The sequence below is a fragment of the Micromonospora sp. DT48 genome, assembly GCF_049844495.1.
Classification (GTDB): domain Bacteria; phylum Actinomycetota; class Actinomycetes; order Mycobacteriales; family Micromonosporaceae; genus Micromonospora.
The window spans coordinates 178,567-196,065 of sequence record NZ_JBNCLE010000011.1; the positions used below are offsets into that span (position 1 = coordinate 178,567).

Sequence of the window (17,499 nt, forward strand, 5' to 3'; positions counted from 1 at the left end):
CTCAACCGCTCCGGCCGGACGTCGACGGCGTCTCCGGCGCGGGCGGCACCGGCTCGGCTGGGCCGCGCAGCGGCGTCAGGAAGTACGCGACGACCTGCCCGGCCTGCTGCCATGCGCCCCGGGCGAAGCCTGCCACGTGGGGCTCGGCCGGAGCGGCGACCAGGGCGGCCAGCAGCGCGCCGAGGATCACCAGACGAGCCGCACGGTGGCTGGGTGGCAGCTGTGCATTTCCCTGCTCAGTCAAGTTCGCTCCATTCCCTGCCGAGGATCCAGTTCGCCGGGCCGAAACCGCCGTCCGGACCGCTGTCCCGCCCGGAGACGAGGTAGAAGCGCACCTCGCGGAAGTCGCGTTCGGCGGACAGCACGAGGTTGCTGAGCCCGTTGTCCCGCAACCACGCCCGCACCCCGGCAGAATTCTTCGGACCGGCGGACATCTTTTTGAGCAGGTCCGCCTTGGACACCACCAGGGCGAGTCGTTTGCGGTCCGTGCGTACGCCGTACTCCTGCAATCTCTGCGCGGTCGCGTTGTAGGCGTCCTCCGGGTCGTGGCTCGCCGGGTTCGCCGCGGCGAAGATCTCGGGCGCACCACTCGCGAACTCCTCGCGTACCCGGCGCACCGAGAACGGATCGAGAACGTAGATCAGGGAACGTGCGTGATCCAGGTAGGCGAGCCGGGCGTTCTGTTCCCGGTCGACCAGGTTCTCGCCGGCCGCGTCGAAGAGATGCACCAGTGCCACCCGGGGACCACGGGCCAACCGGAGGGTGATGGCCACGGGTTGCCCGGACGCCTCGGTCTTGGCCGGCGACGCACCCTCGCGCATGAGGCGCGAGTACGTCTCGTGCCGCTGCCGGCTGTGCTCGTCGGCCAGGGACACCTCGACTCCCGCCTGCTTCGCGGCGAGTTCCAGCCCGGCCAGCGCCGACATGATGAGCTGCGTCTTGCCCGCCGACGCGGCACCGAACACCGGCAGCCGCACGTCGGTGACCACGCCGGCACCGGGCAGCAGCGGCTCCCCGCAACTCGGGCAGCACGCCTGCAACCGGCGGCTGAACGCGGCGCGCAGGACGGTGGTGGGCAGCAGGACGCCGCAGCCGCATCGTCGCCAGAGCACGCCGAGTCGCCCGGGGCGCAGATCCCGGTGCAGGTCCGTGTCGGCCAACCGGTGGCTCAGCGGATGCGGTCCCTGGCAGCGGTACGCCGGGACGGCGGCGAGCTGGTGGCAGTTGCGGCAGCTGGCGCGGGCGCCCAGCGCGAACTGCCAGCCCGCGTCCATTCCGCGCAGCAGCAGGACCACCAGGATGCCGACGAGCCAGACAACGATCGACACTCCGGCGGTGACCAGCCCGGCGCCCAGCACTCCGGCCACCACGCCCAACGTCGCTCCGACCTGCACGGCGAGAACCGGCAGGTAGAACGGCCACCAGAACCGCACCCGGTGCGCCCGGGCCCACTGACGGGGCCGGGCCCAGAGCTGACGCGTGATCAGCCAGACGCGCCGCGCGAGCGCTTGCGCGTCGAGCAGCACCTGGGCGGCGAAGTACTGTGGCCAGGCCCGGTCCCATCGGACAAAGGCCGGTGCCACCCGGCCCGCCAGGGCGCCGCCGTGCACGTCGTCGGGTGTGCGTACCCGCACCCAGGTGGGACGGCCGACCAGAACGACAGCGGCGACCCCGAGCACCAGCACGATGCCCGCGGCCAGGCCGGTGATCGCGGTGAGGTTGGCCAACGGCAGGGCGACCAGGAACAGCAGGCTGACGCTGACGGTGAAGTGAAGGACGCGTCCGATGAGTCGCATGGTCACCGCCCCCGGAAGGGGTGGGCGAGGCGGTACACGCGACGTCGTTTGCCGCACTTGTCGGAGTACCTCTGCCAACCCTTGCGCCATGCCGGGTCGAGCTTCGCGAAGTGCAGACCGGCGCGTTCGAGCGCGCTGTCCGAGGCCCGGACCAACCAGTGCACGAGAGCCTGCTCGAGGCGCTTGACCTGCCGATCTTCCGGTGTACGCGAACTGGCCGTCAGGTAGTAGGTGAGCACGGCCGGTGCCTCACCCTCCTCGCTCGTCAAGGCGTGCACGAGTCGGTCGACGAAGGGAGCGGCCAGGGCCGAATGCCGGTCGAGCACCCGGTCGAGGTTGGCGAAGGCCACCACCCGGCTCAGCGCCACGACGACCGCGTCCTTCCGCATCTCGACCAGCCGTACGGGACAGTCGCGTAGCCGGCGGAGCAGCTCCGCCTTGCGACGGTCGTTGGGGCCACGGGCCAACTCGTCGATGATGTCGGTCAGCCTGGCGTCCTCGGCCAGTGCGGCGGCCACCCGGTCGCTGGGCGTCATCAGGTCACGGGCGACCAACTGGTGACACAGGTCGAACAGCCGCTGCTCCGCCGGGCCACGCGTCACCTCGTCGGCGACCGCCCGAAAGACCCGGCTGGGTAGGCGCGTGCCGTGTGGTGCCCAGTCGAGCAGCAGCTCCAGCTCCGCAGTCGTGGGCGAGGACTGGCTCCACAGTGCGCCTGCCAGCCAGGCGAAGCCACGCGGGTCGTCCCGGCTGTCGTTGAGGTACCGGCGGATGACCGGTTCACGCTCGTCACCGTGCCGTACCGCTGAGCCCAGCACCGCCTCAGCGAGCGGGGAGGACAGCGTCTTGACCGACGGCAACAGGCGTCGCCACCAGCCGTCGCCCACCTCCGCCCGCTCCTTCGCACCGCGTTGGGCGCGATCATCCAGCACGGTCAGGAGCTGACGTTCCAGCTGGTCGACGCAGGCCAGACCGGCGAGGCGGAAACGTCGGGGGTGGTCCGCCAGATACTCGACGAAGGTCTCGGCAGCCGGCGCGATGTCCGGCCATCGCAGATCCACGTCGAACCGGGTCGCCAGCCGCAGCAACGCCTCGAACCCTTCCGGCGACACGCCCGAGGTGAGCGCTTCGGTGAGCAGCTGGCGAACCTGGTCGTCGTGTTCAGGGTGCCACTCACCGGACGGCAGCGGGGGTAACCGACGGTCGGTCACCAGACCCCGTACGCGAGCCTCCTCCACCTCGCTGATGACGAGCGCGAGACGGACGTCGGCCGCCTTACCCGGCACCAGGCCGTCGCAGCCGACCTCGTCGAGCCGCACCAGCACCCGCTGCTCCCAACGTTCGGGCGTTTCGGCGAAGAGGTCGGCCACGTCGGCGCCGTACGCCTGGCGCATCCCTTCCGACCCGGTGCGTAGCCAGTCCACGATGGCCTCGGCGTGCTGCGGTTCCGGGAGGCGGTGCAGGATCGCGGCCAGTCCGAGCGCGGCAGCCTCCTCCTCGGCCAGCCCGGACGCGGTGGCGACGCCCAACGCGTCGACCACGTCTCGTGGATTCTCGGTGAGGAAGAGGTCGACCCACCGCCGGGCGGCCGTGTTCGGCTCGACCGGGGTGTGCCGGTGGTGGCGCAGGTCGAAAACGGCGTACCCGAGGGCGTTGTCGATCCGGCCGGCCTGACCCGCGAACTCCGGCAGGACCGCGAGGACGGGCAGCGCCGACCGCGCCGGGTCGGTTGAAAAAATCTTGAAGCCGAGCTCCAGCGCCCGCTCACGGGGCAGCAGGAGAGTACCGGCGACCAGCCATGCCACGATCGAGTCCATGTCGTCGCCGACAAAGAGGACCCGTGCTCGCCCGGGGCGGCCGGCCTCGGCGAGCGCCGAGACCAGCGCCAGCAACGTATCCCGGCCGTGCGGCTGGTCGAGGACGAAGGTCTGCGCGCGGAGCGGGGAGTAGCCGGTGCCCGTCCCTTCGCCGAGCCGTATCGGTTCGGATCGGGTGGTGGGTGCCGCCTCGGTCGACCAGAACCCGGCCCGGAACAGCTGCGCCGGTCGCAGGTCGCCGTAGGTGGCCGGATCGGTGGTGACGATGGCGTGGGTGAGCTGGTTGCCCTCCCGGGTGCCGTTCGCCTCTCGGCCGAGGTAGAGCCCGGCGGCGGTGACGAGAAGCCCGTCGGAGCTGATGTGCGCGAACGAGGGGGGGTACTGGTCGACCGGTCGCCGGTCGGCCATCCATCGTGACGGCGGCTCGTAGAGCAGGTGATTGCGGACCAGACCCTCCGCTGCCGCCGCGGATTCCGTCGACCGCGCCTGGAACTGGAGGCCGGCATTGCCCTTGAGCCCCTGACCCGGTCGGCAGTCGGTGTAGATGAGCGTCTCGAAGTGGCTCATCGTGCCGCCTGGCGACGTGGCACCACGTTGAACTCGCTCAGCAGCCAGAGCAGCGGCTCGTCCACCCGGAACGGTCGAACTCCGCGGACGTCCACCCGGTTGTTGTCGTAGTCCGGTTCGGAACCGAGGGCGGAGACGGCGAAGTAGCGGAACTTCCGGTAGTGGTGGGTGAGGTGGGTGTCGATGTCGTCCGCGCCCCAATCGTGCAGCAGTGCTCGGACGTGTTCATGGGTTTCCCGGCCGGCCTGCTCGTCGTAGTACGGCCCCGGCTCCGGACGACGGACCAGGGCATGGTCGGCGCCGAGCACTTCGAAGAACGCGTCGATCTTCGCGAAGGCGACGGCCACCGGAATGGGGATGTTCTTGCGGCCACCGAGACGGTGACTGATCCGCAGGTTCTCGGTCACCCGGTTGACCACGTCGATGGTGTTGGCGTGCTTGTCGATCGCGGACTCCGGCACCCGGATCTGATCCCGCGCCTGCGGGATCATGAAGGGGTCGAGCAGCAGGATGAGCGCGTCGGCCGCGCCGAGATAGCCGAGATTGTCGACGGTCTCCTGGTCGAGCAGATCCTCACCGGCGGTGTCGAAGAAGGACAGGAAAGTGGTGTCGTAGCCGGTGATCCGGCGGTTCTGGCGCCACGCGAACACGATCGGCTCGCGTCGTCCGTTCACCGCCTGGTTGGTCCGCTGGTACAGGCCGCCCTCGGGAAACAGTTCGCCCGCCGGGTCGAGGAAGTCGATGCCACCCCCGGTCTCCTGCTGGAACTGCCGGTCACCGGCGAGCCGCACATCGGCGTTGAACCGCTGGCCCATGCCCCGGCGGAGCTGATGCGCCAACACCTTGAGGTACACGCTCTTGCCGGTGTGCCGGGCGCCGGCCATGGCGATCAGTGGACTGCGCCCCTCACCGAACGCCGCCGGCAACCTGGTGTGGCAGTTCGGGCAGACCTTGACCGCGGACTCGGTCTCGCAGTGGGGGCAGGGCGCGGAGTGCACCGGCCGTAGGGCGCGTCGCGGCCCGGCGAACGACGGCAGCACGAGTTGCTTGTCCTGGAACTCCCGGTCCCGGGCCTCGTCCCACTGGGGCTTGCAGGGCTCCTTTCCCGGCGACCGCCGTCCCGTGCACCGGAACCACGGTCTGCGGGGGTCGATCTTCCCGTAGCAGTACGGGCAGGAGTGGGTCGTCATGTCAGGGCACCTTCATCTCGTCGATCGGGTCGGCAACCCGCGCTCCGGCCGGTCGGATCACGAAACAGCGCAGCCAGTACGGCTTGTCGATGCCGGTGGGCAGGGTGAACGACAGCTGCCACGGCGCGTCCGGGCGCAGCGAGAGCCCGGTGACCCGGCGCACCACGCGGCCCCGTTCCGGTCGAGCCGGCATCGCCAGCCCCGGCGCGGCCACCAGGAGCAGTTCCACACCGTCACACGGCTGGTCGACCTCGACGGTCAGCAACCGTTTGCGACTGAACAGGCCACCCTCCCGTCGGATGCGGTAGCCGAACGCGACGGGCAGCCCGTCCACCGACACCGTCTCCGCGACGGAGTAGGTCTCCCCGCCGGCACCACGTTCCACGGTCCGCACCGACACCCGACCTCCGACCGCGTCCACGCGCAGCCGGCAACCGGATTCGGTGAACTGTCCCCGGGTCACCCGCCGTACGGTCGGCGCGCCGCGCGGTGGCGTGAACGTGACTTCGGCCAGGTTGACCGCGGGCGGCCACACCCAGGCCACGTCCACCTCGTCGCCGGTGCGGCGGGCGACGAGCTGCCGGACCGGCTCGGTCACCCCCAGCAGGAGCGGTTCACCCACCACCGCCATGTCCGTGGACCGTTCGATGGTGAACGGGACGTACACGAATCGGCCGCTGGGCACGGTCACCTCGAGGAGGGTCTCCCCGTCCTGCACGATGCGGTCGCTGATCAGCGTCTCGCCGTAACCTTCCATCTCGTCCAGGCGGATCCGGCTGCCCGTGGCCCACGTCGGCCGCAACTCCGACCGGCGGATCGACACCGTGCCAGTGGCCGGGGTGAGCCAGGCCAGGTGTGCCGTCGCGGTGTTCGCGTCATGGGCGGTGACGTGTGCCCGCAGCCGTTCCACGTACGGCGGTGGCGCGTCGCGCAGGGCTGCGTGGGCCACCACCAGCGGCGCGTGCACCTCGGCACCGTGCTCGTCCCGGTAGATCGCGACGATGCCGTAGTAGCGGTCGGTGCTTCCGTCCCCGGTGTCGTCGGAGAACCCGGTGCGGCTGGCCTTCACCGGATCCCCGTCCGCTTCGGTCACCGGGGGGCGGGCCAGCGTGCGGCGCACCCGGATGTCCACCACGGCGTGGTGCGCCCGCCAGGAGCAGGAGAGCTCGGTCGGCCGGACCGACATCCGCACGGCGGACACCGGGGGCACGATGCGGGTCTCGACCGTGGCGGGACGCGACCAGTCCCCGCCGTAGCTGGCGAAGACGCCGTAGTGCAGCGGTCGAGCCGGTGGCGCGGCCGGGTCGGTCGCCTCCGTCGCCGTACCCTCGACGACAGTTTCGCCGTCGGTGGCCGACCGGGGCGGCCGGTCGGATCGGAGCACCCGGTAGCTCACCTCGGTGCTCTGCCCCGCCGGCGGCGTCCAGGTGAGCCGGACACCGGTCTCCGCCGGCCGCACCGTCACCTCACGCGGGGGCGGCGGTGGAAGCGCGACGAGGCGTCCGGCGAGATCCTCGTCGTCCGCCGCGATCCGGAGGGCGGCACGAAGATGCCGGGCCGCCTCCTCCTCGCGCTCCGCGTGGACCGCCTCGTCGGCGGCCTGCCGCAGCGACTCGGCCTCGGCGAGCAGAGTCTCGATCTGGCCACGCAACTCGTCCCGCTCCGGCGCGTCGGCGGGGAGCAGCGCGAGGGCCTGCCGGGCGGCGTGCAGTTGCCCGTCGGCGACCAGATCACGAATCCGGTCCGCCGGGTCGCTCTCCCGGTCGGTGTCCAGTGGCAGGTTCGCCACCACGGACCGGGCGTCGGACTGGTCCAGCCCGGCGTCGGTGGCGATCCGGACCAGCATTCCGTCGGCGAGACCTCTGGTCCGCCCCGATCGCAGCCGCTCGACAAGCTGGAACAGCGCGACCGTGCCCAGGTCCACGCCCGCGTCGGTGGCACGTTGCAGCAGGCCGAGGGCCTCTTTGCGATGCCGCACGGCGGTCGAGTCCGCGAGGCGGTGCGCCTCCTCCGCCTGGGCCCGTACGGTGGCCGCGTCGAGCGGCACCGCGTCCGGGCCGAACAGCCGGAACGGGGCGCTGTCGGGGTGGACCACCTGGACGAGGGTGGGTACGCCGAGCAGGTCCTGAAGCCGGAGCAGCGACCGGTAGCCGGTGCGTTCCATGCCCGGCTCGGACGGCAGTTCCAGGGGATCGGCCACGGTCAGGCCGGCCCGCCGGACCGCGTCGTCGATCTGGTCGGCGTTCAGCCCCGGCCAGTGTCCGGCGATCTCCTTGAGCTGAGCCTGGCTGATCCGCCCGAGCGCACCGTACGCCTGCGCCAGGTCCCGGGCGAGCCGCTCGGACTCCGCACGGGCACCCCGGCCGTGCTCCTCGATCCGCTGCCGCCACCACGACGGATCGAACATGTCCTCGCCGTGCTCGGCGCGTAGCTGCTCGTCCCGGTTGAACAGCCGCGCGCAGACCCGGGCAGCGGAGTCGACGCCGCTCGACCGCTGGTTCCACAGCCGACGAACCGCCGTCAGATGTTCCCGTAGCTGGGCTGCGGACATCTCCGGCGTGACCGCGTAGTGCCGGGCGAGATCGGTGGCCGACAGGCCGTCCGGCCGGTCGCGCAGCGGACCGATCACGTCGCGAAGGTACGCGCGCTGATCGAATGCCATGATCGTCAGCCCCGGACCGTGATCCCGGCGACAACCTCCCGGGCCTGCTCGACCTCCTCCTCGCTGAGCACGCTGACCCGCACCTCGATGACGAGGTCCTTGCCGCTGCTCGGCTCGACGGCGCGCAGGGTGAGCTCACCGCCGTCGCTGACGTCCATGGTGATGTGGATCGGTGACTGTCGGGGCAGCGGCGGCAGACCGGTGATCAGCCCGTTGCCCTTGTCCACCGGCTTGTTGGCCGACAGCTCCGGGCTCTCCGCGGCCCCGGCCTGCTCGTAGATCTCGATCTCGACGGAGGTCTGTCCCTCCACCACGGTCTGTGCGGTGAACTCACGGTGGATCGCCAACGCCTCGTTCGCATGCACCAGGTGCTCCACGAACAACCGCGGCGGTTGGGTCTCCCAGTCCGGAAACGAGGTGTCCCGCAGCTTCACCCCGAAGGACTTCGGCAGGACGGTGACGATCCGCTTGTTCGCGCTGGCCTGCAACGCCTCCTCGTCCAGCCCGATGGCCAGGGCGATGGCCTCGGCCTGCTCCTGCCGTTGCTCCTGGGTGGGGCCCGCACCCTCGCCGTCCCAGGCCCAGAGGGCACGGTTCAGCGCGTAGCGGGCGGCGCCCTTGGCCACCGCCATGTCGGGATCGTGCAGCCGTGGCGTCCACCCCCACCTCTCGGTCAACCGCCGTGCCACCGCCGGCATCTTGCTGGAACCGCCGACCAGCAGCACCTCGTCGATGGCGGCGGCCGAGTCGTCCGTCCCCAGCCTCTGGCCGAGCGTGTGCAGGGTGCGTCCGGTGTATTCGATGGTCCGGTCGAGCAGGTCCGCGGTGATCTCCTCGAACGTCTCTCGGGTGACCTCCACCGATGCGGCCGCGCCCGCGTACCGCATCGGCACCTTGCGCGAGTTCACCACCGAAAGCTGCTGCTTGACCTCCTCGGCGGTCAGCGCGAGATCCTGCATGAACTCATCGTCGAGCGTCGGATCCTCGGCCGGTTCGGCGCGGGCCACGAATTCGTCGACCAGGTACTGGACGAGCCGGGCGTCCCAGTCGGCACCACCGAGCTTCTGATCGCCGTCGGTGCAGAGCACCTCGACGGTGTCCGGGTCGATCCGGATGACCGTGGTGTCGAAGGTGCCGCCGCCGAGGTCGTAGACGAGCACCGTTCGGCTGGCTTCACCGCCCACCTCGTACTGAAGGGCGGCGGCGACCGGCTCCGGCACCACCTCGACCACGTCCAACCCGGCGATCCGGCCGGCCTTGCGGGTGGCGTCCCGTTCCAACAGGCCGAAGTACGCCGGCACGGTGATCACCACTTTGCTGACCGGGCGTTGGGTGTAGTACTCGGCGTCCTGCGCCAGCTGCTTGAGGATCAGCGCAGAGATCGACTCAGGGGTGTACGGCGTCCCGTCGAACTCCCACTGCGCCTCCTTGCCCATGCTCCGCTTGACCCGCTCCACGACCCGGGACGGGTACAGCCGGGACACGTTCTTGGCCGCCTTGCCGACCACCACCTCACCGGTGTCCTGCTCGAAGTAGACGACCGACGGGGTGATCTCGTCGTTGGTGATGACGTTGCGGACGACAGCGGGCCGTCCGGCCTCGTCGATGTACGACACGACCGAGTACGTGGTACCCAGGTCGATGCCGAAGAAGGTCAGGTTCTCGTCGGACATCGTGCTCCTGTCCCGCCGATCTGGTCGGCTGTCACGGGGTGGGTGTGGGTTGCGGGCCGGTCTCCGGCGGTGATGCGGGTTCGACCGCGGTGGGCTCCGGGTCGGCCGTCCAGCGGTGGACCCGGACTGCGGCGGGCACGACGGTGCGTCCCGCCTCGACGTCGTGGTAGCCGTCCAGGACGACGTCGGCGACGGTGCCGTCCTGGCCCGGGTCGTCCGCGATCACGGTCCCGGTGGCGCGCTGGCGCGACGGGTCGAAGGTCGCCCCGACCGTGGGGGACAGCACGGTGATGCCGCCTCTCTCCAGGGTCAGTTCGAGGTTGGCGGCGTAACTGCGCAACATGTCCGCGGCAGCCGCGACGTCGAAGGTCGGGGGTAGCCCGGCGGCGGTGCGAAGCAGATCGTGGCGCAGCCGTTGCAGGTCGGTCAGGAGGGGGCGCAGCAGCAGCCGCCGCTCACCGGCCCGCAACCGTTGGTTGTCCTCGTGTAGACGGTCGATGACCTGTTCACGGGCCTTCGCCCGATCCTGGCTCCGGGCGAGCTCGACGCGCAGGGCCGCGAGTTCCCCGCCGAGCCGGTCCGCCACGTCGGCCAGCTCGTCGCCGAGTCGTTCGACCAGGCCGGTCAGCCCGTCGTCGTGCCGCTCCACCGAGTCCGGCGGGCCGTCGACCGCCGTCTCCTCCGATCGCGTCGGGTCGCCCGTCGTCTGTTCCGGCGGCGCCTCGGTCGCTCGACCTGCCGGGTCGGCAGGGGTCCCCTCCTCGGGACTGTCCGCTACGTCGTGCACCGTCGCTCCCTCCCCTGATCCCATCCGGCCGCCGCACTGGGCGTCTCGGTCTTCCCCTGACGGACGGCTCCGGTGCGCGGTCAGCCGTCCGTCAGGGACATACGACGGTCGACAGGGGGAGGACGATCAGCATGGATCGGCGTACGGTGGCGGCCGTTGCGGCGGCCCTCACGGCGGTGGTGGCGGCGTGCCTGCCGGGCCTGCCCGCGGCGGGGGCGTCGGCGGACAGGGACGAGGTGTACGCGGCGCTCGGTGTCAACCAGGTGGCAGCCGACTATGTGGTGCTGGTCGACGTGTCCGGGTCGATGCGTAACGGCGGGCGGTACGAGCAGGTGAAGCGGGGACTGCGGACGTTCCTGGCCGCCCTCGCCCCGGATGACCGGGTCGCTCTGGTCACCTTCGCCGACTCGACCCGGGTGGTCCACGACGGTCCTGCCGGTCGCGCTCCGGACCAGTTGGTGGCGAAGCTACCGCGCACCGCGACCGGACGGTACACCGACATCGGTGCGGCCATCGAGACCAGCCTGCGGCTGCTGCGCGCCGACCGGGCGGCACCGATCGCCACCGTTCTGCTGCTCACCGACGGGCGGCACGACCCACCTGCCGGCAGCGCCTATCCATTCGAGCAGGGCTACTCCTGGAACCAGTTGGTCCGGACCGCCCGGTCGTTGCGGAAGACCTCGCTGAACGCGTACGCGGTGCCGCTCTCCGGATCGACGGGAGCGCCGCTGCTCGCCCGCGTCTACCCCGATGCCCGGGTTCTCAAGCGCACGTCCATCGATCGGCTCGGCAGCCAGTTGGAACAGCCGAAGAGCGCGGCTCGGGCAGCGAAGGCGCGCGGTCTCCTCGGCGACGACGTGTCCCGAGGAGTGCGGGTGAGTTGGCCTGCCGAGTTCGGGGGGATCGGGGCCGGCCGGAGTCAGGTGGAGGTCCGGCTCACCTCGACCACGACGACGATCCCACTGGTCGTCGACCGCCTTGTCGTCCGCAGCGATCGGCCGCAGGTACGGACGTCGGTCCCGTCCGGTGCGGTGGAACTGCCCGCCGGAGGCACCGTGACTGTTCCGATCACGGTCGAGTGGGATGCCGGCCCACGGCGGACGGCGCCGCTGGCCCGGGTCACCGAGGACGTGACGTTCACTCTTGAGGGAGAAGTCGGCTCCCCGTGGGCCGGGGTGCTGACCGGTGAACTGGGGTTGGACTTCGTGCCCCGCCTGGAGGACGCGTCGACCCCGGGCACCCTGTCCGCCCAGCGCGGCAGCATCGGCTGGTGGTTGCTGGGGGCGGCTCTGGTGGCTGCGCTGGTCGCCGCCGGGTGGTGGGCGCGGAAGCGGCGGCTGTACCCGCCGCCCACCGGTACGGTGCGCCTGTGCGATGCCGGGGGCGACGAACACGACCTGGTGCTGACCGGCCGGCGGACCGCGATCACCGCGGACTCGACCGGGCTACCCGGCTACGGCGAGGTGACCGCGCGCCGGGCATCGCTGCGCGCGTCGGAGGTTCGTCTGGTCATCGGCTATTCCCGGGACGGCACGGTGGCCGCCCGCGAGGTCGGTGAGTGCGAACTAGGGAAGTCCGTTGAACTGGGTGGCGTCACCTTCACGTGGCGCACCGCGACCCCTGGGCGGGCCGGCCTGGTCGGGGGCTTCTCCAGGTCGTCGCGATGACGGATCCGGTCGGGGCGGGGGTGCGGCCGCTGAACGACGCCGATCTGCTCGCTCACGGTGAACTCGTCGCGGCCAGCGGCCGGTGTCCGGGGGAGGACGGCCCGACCGAGCCGATCCACGTACGCTGCGGGCGGCCCCTGTTCTATCCGGTGCCCGCCCGGGACCTCCCGGTGCACCTGCGTCGCCGCGCCGCCGCCACCGGAAGTCGATATGTCGGTGCGCTGTTCGCCTTCGACCTGGACACCCTGCCCCGGCGGAAGCGGTACGCAGCCGCCCGGTTCGTGGTGACCCTCGCCGACTCGGCGGCGTTGGCGATCCGGCTCGACGGTGACGGCGGCGCCCTGGGGCTGAGCTGGTCGCCGGGGTCCGTCGAGGCGAGCTCCACGACGGCGCTACACGCCGTTGCGGCATCCCGGTCCCGGCCGGGTTGGCTGGGCCGGCTGGCCAGCCGATCGGGCGCGGCCCGCGCCCACGTCTTCGGCATCCAGCGCAACGAGTTCGGCTGGGTGTACGAGGATCCGCGGGGCACGTCGCTGGTGCCTCGGGCGCACGGCACGCACGCGCTGCTGGAGCTGCCGTCCCGCGCGACCAGGGTGGCCGGCACCCTGGATGTGCGGGTACGCGTGGCGGGCGGCCACGATCGGTACAGCGCGGGACTGCGTGAGTCGGTGCGGTTCGACGAACCACTCGGACCTGGCGTGGCGGTGGACGGCGCGGCGGTGCGACTCTGCATGGCCGTCGACGTCGCCGGCTACAGCAGGCGGGGCACCGTCGGCACCGAGCGGATCCAGCGCGACCTGGTCGACCTGCTGTCCCGGGTACGGCGTGGGGCAGGCATCCCGGACTCCGCCGTCGAACCGCAGCCGCAGGGTGATGGACAGTTCACCGTGCTGCCGGCCGGGATCGACGAGTCCTCGGTGATTCCTCGGCTGGTCGGCGGGCTGGGCCGGCAACTGCGCGCGCTCAACGCCGGCCGGTCGGCGGCGGAACGACTTCGGCTGCGGCTGGCGCTGCATCGAGGGCTGGTCAAGCCGGCGGCGAACGGCTGGGTGGGGCCGTCGGCGATCGCGGTGCACCGGATCCTCGACAGCACGCCGCTGCGGGAGGCGCTGGCCGCGCATCCGGCTGCGCACTTCGTCCTCGGCCTTCCCGATGTGCTGTTCCAGGACGTCATCCGGGACGCCGCCGAGCCGCCGCTGCCGGCGGACTTCACCTCCGTCACCGTCGAGTTGCCCGCGAAGGACTTCCTTGAGCACGCCTGGCTGCACATCGGCCCCGAGGAGACGGCATGAGCACCTTGTACGCCCTGCTGGTCGGCATCGACAAGTATCGAGCATCGGCGGTGCCCGACCTGGCCGGGTGCCGGACCGACGTGGTCGAGGCGCGGGCTTTCCTGGAGAGCCGCCTGGCGCCTGGGGTCACCCTCGCGCCGCTGTCGCTGCACGACGGTCAGGCGACCCGAGCGGCGGTGGCGGAGGCATTCCGATCACACCTCGGGCAGGCCGGTCCGGCGGACACCGCGTTGTTCTGGTTCAGCGGCCACGGCTCCGAGGCACCCGCCCCGGACTGGTGGCACGTGGAACCGACTGGCATGCTGCAAACGCTGGTCTGCGTGGACAGCCGGGCCGGTGGGGTGCCTGACCTGCTCGACAAGGAACTGTCCGTCCTGCTCGACGAGGTGGCCCGGCGAGCCGGACACGTGGCGGTGGTCCTTGACTGCTGCCACTCGGCGAGCGGCACGCGGGACCTGCCGGGCACCGGTGCCCGGATGGTGGCTCCGCTGGCCGCCGCACCAGCGCGGGAGTTGCTCCTGCCGGAGCTGGTGACCGCGCTGCCTGGAGCACCGCCGGCCCCGGAGCATGTCGCGCTGGCCGCCTGCCGCTCCGACGAGCTGGCCCAGGAAATGGACCTGGGTGGCCGGCGGCGGGGGCTCTTCAGCTGGGCGTTGCTGCGGGCCCTGGCTCGGCTCGGGCCGGCGGCGACCTACCGGGACCTGCTGATCGCCGCGCAGACCGAGGTGGAGCAGACCATTGTCGGCCAGGTCCCGCAGTTGACTCCGGCTGCCCGGGGCGTCGCCGACCGCCCCTTCCTCGGCGGGTGTCTGGCACCACCCGCCGCCGGCCTGGTGCTGCGGTATGCCCAGCACGGCTGGGAGGTCAACGTCGGCAGCTGCCACGGCCTGGTCGGCGATGCCCCGCCGGGCGAGGTCCGGATGGCGGCGGTGGGTGAGCCGTCGGTACGGGAGGTCGAAGTGATCCAGGTGCTGCCAGAGCGGAGTCTGGTCACACCGCTCGGCTGGCAGCCCGCACTGGACCGCCAGTACCGACTGGTGCTCAGCCGGGTACCGCTGCCGCCCACCACCGTCGCGGTGGGGGAGCAGGACGAGGACCGCGCGACCGTGGAGACGGTGCTCGCCGCGCTACGGACCGCCGGTCCGCGAGGGGCGCCCTCGCCGCACCTGCGCCCGATCGATCCGGCGCCCGGCGGCTCGGTGCCGGAGCTGCGGCTGCACGTTCCGCGTCGCGGGGTGGCCGTCGTGTTGGATCGGCACGGCACCCGGCTGACCGGGGAGCTGACCGACGTCGACCGGGACGGGGCGCGGCAGACGGTCCAGGTCCTGGAGCACATCGCCCGGTGGCGCCAGATCCGCGAGCTGAACAATCCGGTCACCGACCTGGCCGGCGCGGTGACGGTGGAGGTGGTGGCGGCGTGGCCGGGGGAGGACCGCACGCCGTTGGACCGGCCGCCGCTGGACACCGACGCCGATGGCGTGGTGCGGCTGCGCTACGAACGGGCAGCGGGCGGGTGGACACCCCCGACCGTCTTCGTCCGGCTGCACAACCGGGCAAACCGGAGGCTCTTCTGCGTTCTGCTGGATCTGACCGATCGGTTCCGGGTGCACGCCGAGCTGTTTCCGGGGGACTTCGTCGCTCCGGGAGGACGGACCGCCGCCCTGCGGGGACGCCGGATCGTCGCCGCCCTGCCGTCTGGCGCGGTTGTCGCGCCGGGGGCTCGGGCCCGGGACTGGCTCAAACTGGTGGTGGCCGAGGAACAGTTCAGCCCCGAACCCTTCGAGATGCCGGCGCTGGGCACGCCGCGAGGGTTGGACCGCGGGCCGTTGGCGGTGCGCGGATTCCTCAGCCGCATCGGACGTGCCGTGCAGAACCGTGACCTGGTGGCCTCCGCTGAGGACGGCGCGTACGACTGGACGGCGGTCACCATCCCGCTGGAGGTCGAGGTGCCACCGGACTGAGCGGACGGGCTCAGATACCCCGCAGCACCATCGCGGTCCGGTAGGCCGGGTCGGCGAGGTCCGCGGCGGTGAGTGCGGGGGGCAGCTGGGCGGGGGCGATCCGGGCGGGATCCTGGAGCCGGCGGCCCACGGCCCGGACAGCAGCGGCCGGACGCAGTCCACCCCGGACCAACTCGGTGTGCAGCAGGGTCAGCATCAGGGTGGCCACGGTGCGGGGCACCGGCCGAACCCAGTCCACCACCGCGGTGAACCCGACAGTGAGCAGGGCGTCGGCGAGCAGCCCGGATCCCGCCCCGCCGGGCGGCAGCACGGCCAACCCACCCTCGGACCGGGCGTGACCGCCCCGGACCGCGATCATCGCCGGGGTCAGCTCGGCCGGCCCGGCGAGCGCGAGCGACCCGTCGGTGTCGATGGCGCAGTCCAGGTGCAACATCGACGCGTCGAGGTGGGCGAGGACCTCGTCCGGAGTGCCGGTGCCGTCGGTCCCCGAGCCGTCGCCGCCGAGGACGACCGAGCGCGGGTAGAGGCGACGAAGTCGATCCAACTCGGCCGTGACGCGTCCGCCGCGTGGATCCGCGACGATCACCGGTGCCTCGGTGACCCGCATCGGCACCCGCGTGGCAAGTTCGGCCGCCTGCCGGGCCGTGCCGACGTAGGAGACCACCACCGCGTCGCCGGCCGCCAACGGGTCGGTGCCTACCACCACTACCCGGTCCGGCAGATCACGGCCGGTGGGTACGCGGTCGAAGCAACCGGTCTCGGTGCGCAGCAGCAGCGTGTCGTCCGCTCGCGGCCAGGCCAGGGCGGCGACCCGCACGGCGCGCAGCGCCTCCGCCACCGGGGCGAAGCGGGCGTGCACCGTGTCGCGTACCGCTTCGCCGAGAAGCTCTGCCAACTCCACGGCGATCGGATCGACTCCGGACGGCTCGGCCGGTAGGGCGTCGGCGGCGGCGAGCAGGAGTGCGGTGGCAGATCGGAGGTCGTCGCCGCCGTTCCCCCAGCCGTCGTCGGTGTCGTTCGTACCGCGCAGGTACAACGCCACGGCCAGGGCGACCCGGTCGGCCGCAGTGGCCGCCGCGCCTGCGGCGTGTACGGCCGCGGTGGCCAGCCCCACCAGGTCGTCCACCAGCCCGGGCGGCGTCGGGGTGTCGGGGCGCAGCAGGGCCGCGAGGGCGAGGTACGGGTCGCCGTCGTCGGCGACCCGTTCCCGCAGGGCCCGGCGCAGCGCCGCCGGATCGGGTGCCACCGCCGGTCGTGGGGTGGCGGGGAGGACGGCGTCCTCCGCCGGATCGGGCACGGTCACGACGACGACGGGACGGTCCAACGGGTCGACCGTGGCGGGGGGCGAGAAGTCGAAGAGCGGGGGCATCGAGAACTCGGCGAGGAGACCGCCGGTGCGCTGCTGCATCTGTTGCAGCTTGGTCATGAGTTGGATGATGGGGGTGAGGTCGAACGCGGTCGTCGCGCCCTGGTTGCTGCGGGACAGCAGGTCGCGTACGGCTTCGGCCAGCTCCAGCATGACCTTGCTGACCTCGCGCGTTTCGGCGCCCATCTGGTCGGCGGCGATCACCTGCCGGAAGCAGTCCACCGCCCGTTCGGCCTCGGCCACCCCGTCCGGGTCGGGTGCGGCACCCGACAGCAGTCGTCCGACGCCGTGGCCGTCCAGGCCGCGGACCAACCTGTGCAGGTAGAGCTGGCCGAGGGAGAACCGGGCGATGGTCGTGAGGACCGGCGGCAGCCCCACCGCCGCGACGGCCTCCTCGAGCCGGGCGATGGCCGTCTGCCGGTCGGTGTCCGGGCCACCGTGGACGGTGTGTCGGGTGTTCAGCAGCCAGCCCAGGTGAGCGGCGACCTGAGCGCGTAGCGGATCGACGGCCTCGAAAAGGTCGTACGCCTCGGTCAGGCAGTCGATCGCCTCGGTGAGCGCCGGCAACGCGGTCGCCTGCCCGGGGCCGATCCGCCAGTAGCGGTCGGCCAGGATCTGGGAGAGCTCCGTCAGGGGCCGGAGCCGGGCGGGGCCGGTCGATCGGGTCAGCTGCGCTCGCAGCTGTGCCTCCCTGTCCGTGTTCACGACAGCCTCCTTCTGC

11 protein-coding genes are annotated in these 17,499 nt (G+C 71.9%); 3 read left to right on the plus strand and 8 right to left on the minus strand.

Going from position 1 to position 17,499, the window contains the following annotated elements; genetic code table 11:
• Position 1: 1 nt before the first annotated feature.
• The 7 genes from ACLQ2S_RS15540 to grpE are packed head-to-tail and all read right to left on the minus strand — an operon-like array spanning position 2 to position 10,492.
• Positions 2-244 carry a hypothetical protein gene (locus tag ACLQ2S_RS15540; protein ID WP_155220556.1) on the minus strand — a complete coding sequence of 81 codons (243 nt, stop codon included), beginning with the start codon at positions 242-244 and terminating at the stop codon, positions 2-4.
• Entirely contained in the window at positions 237-1,796 is a 1,560-nt protein-coding gene (locus tag ACLQ2S_RS15545; RefSeq protein WP_425701919.1) for a TRAFAC clade GTPase domain-containing protein, read from the minus strand. The genes ACLQ2S_RS15540 and ACLQ2S_RS15545 overlap by 8 nt, the downstream gene beginning before the upstream one ends.
• A 2-nt stretch (positions 1,797-1,798) precedes the next feature.
• Entirely contained in the window at positions 1,799-4,180 is a 2,382-nt protein-coding gene (locus tag ACLQ2S_RS15550) for a GTPase-associated protein 1-related protein (RefSeq protein WP_155220552.1), read from the minus strand.
• Positions 4,177-5,370, minus strand: a complete 1,194-nt coding sequence (locus tag ACLQ2S_RS15555) for a hypothetical protein (RefSeq protein ID WP_230462770.1) — start codon at positions 5,368-5,370, stop codon at positions 4,177-4,179. The genes ACLQ2S_RS15550 and ACLQ2S_RS15555 overlap by 4 nt, the downstream gene beginning before the upstream one ends.
• A 1-nt stretch (position 5,371) precedes the next feature.
• A complete protein-coding gene (locus ACLQ2S_RS15560; protein WP_155220550.1) occupies positions 5,372-8,032 on the minus strand; it encodes a hypothetical protein in 2,661 nt (886 codons plus the stop codon).
• Between the two features lie 5 nt (positions 8,033-8,037).
• Positions 8,038-9,705, minus strand: a complete 1,668-nt coding sequence (locus tag ACLQ2S_RS15565; RefSeq protein ID WP_425701920.1) for an Hsp70 family protein — start codon at positions 9,703-9,705, stop codon at positions 8,038-8,040.
• 31 nt (positions 9,706-9,736) lie between these two features.
• Positions 9,737-10,492, minus strand: coding sequence for a nucleotide exchange factor GrpE (grpE, locus tag ACLQ2S_RS15570; protein WP_155220546.1), 756 nt, complete (start codon positions 10,490-10,492; stop codon positions 9,737-9,739).
• Positions 10,493-10,623: 131 nt separating this feature from the next.
• Between grpE and ACLQ2S_RS15575 the strand changes: the two genes are divergently transcribed.
• From ACLQ2S_RS15575 to ACLQ2S_RS15585, 3 genes are read left to right on the plus strand one after another with little or no spacing between them, the layout of a single operon-like run.
• A complete protein-coding gene (locus tag ACLQ2S_RS15575) occupies positions 10,624-12,159 on the plus strand; it encodes a vWA domain-containing protein (protein WP_155220544.1) in 1,536 nt (511 codons plus the stop codon).
• Positions 12,156-13,451 carry a hypothetical protein gene (locus ACLQ2S_RS15580; RefSeq protein ID WP_425701921.1) on the plus strand — a complete coding sequence of 432 codons (1,296 nt, stop codon included), beginning with the start codon at positions 12,156-12,158 and terminating at the stop codon, positions 13,449-13,451. The genes ACLQ2S_RS15575 and ACLQ2S_RS15580 overlap by 4 nt, the downstream gene beginning before the upstream one ends.
• A complete protein-coding gene (locus ACLQ2S_RS15585; protein ID WP_155220540.1) occupies positions 13,448-15,412 on the plus strand; it encodes a caspase family protein in 1,965 nt (654 codons plus the stop codon). The genes ACLQ2S_RS15580 and ACLQ2S_RS15585 overlap by 4 nt, the downstream gene beginning before the upstream one ends.
• A 10-nt stretch (positions 15,413-15,422) precedes the next feature.
• Here ACLQ2S_RS15585 and ACLQ2S_RS15590 read toward each other — a convergent pair whose 3' ends face one another.
• Complete coding sequence (locus tag ACLQ2S_RS15590) at positions 15,423-17,483, minus strand: hypothetical protein (protein ID WP_155220538.1); 2,061 nt, start codon at positions 17,481-17,483, stop codon at positions 15,423-15,425.
• Positions 17,484-17,499: the final 16 nt, after the last annotated feature.

Excerpts from the sequence above, each read along its gene's own strand:
- ACLQ2S_RS15545 (WP_425701919.1), bottom strand. The coding sequence starts at position 1,796 with ATGCGACTCATCGGACGCGTCCTTCACTTCACCGTCAGCGTCAGCCTG.
- ACLQ2S_RS15550 (WP_155220552.1), bottom strand. The coding sequence starts at position 4,180 with ATGAGCCACTTCGAGACGCTCATCTACACCGACTGCCGACCGGGTCAG.
- ACLQ2S_RS15555 (WP_230462770.1), bottom strand. The coding sequence starts at position 5,370 with ATGACGACCCACTCCTGCCCGTACTGCTACGGGAAGATCGACCCCCGC.
- ACLQ2S_RS15560 (WP_155220550.1), bottom strand. The coding sequence starts at position 8,032 with ATGGCATTCGATCAGCGCGCGTACCTTCGCGACGTGATCGGTCCGCTG.
- ACLQ2S_RS15565 (WP_425701920.1), bottom strand. The coding sequence starts at position 9,705 with ATGTCCGACGAGAACCTGACCTTCTTCGGCATCGACCTGGGTACCACG.
- ACLQ2S_RS15575 (WP_155220544.1), top strand. The coding sequence starts at position 10,624 with ATGGATCGGCGTACGGTGGCGGCCGTTGCGGCGGCCCTCACGGCGGTG.
- ACLQ2S_RS15580 (WP_425701921.1), top strand. The coding sequence starts at position 12,156 with ATGACGGATCCGGTCGGGGCGGGGGTGCGGCCGCTGAACGACGCCGAT.
- ACLQ2S_RS15585 (WP_155220540.1), top strand. The coding sequence starts at position 13,448 with ATGAGCACCTTGTACGCCCTGCTGGTCGGCATCGACAAGTATCGAGCA.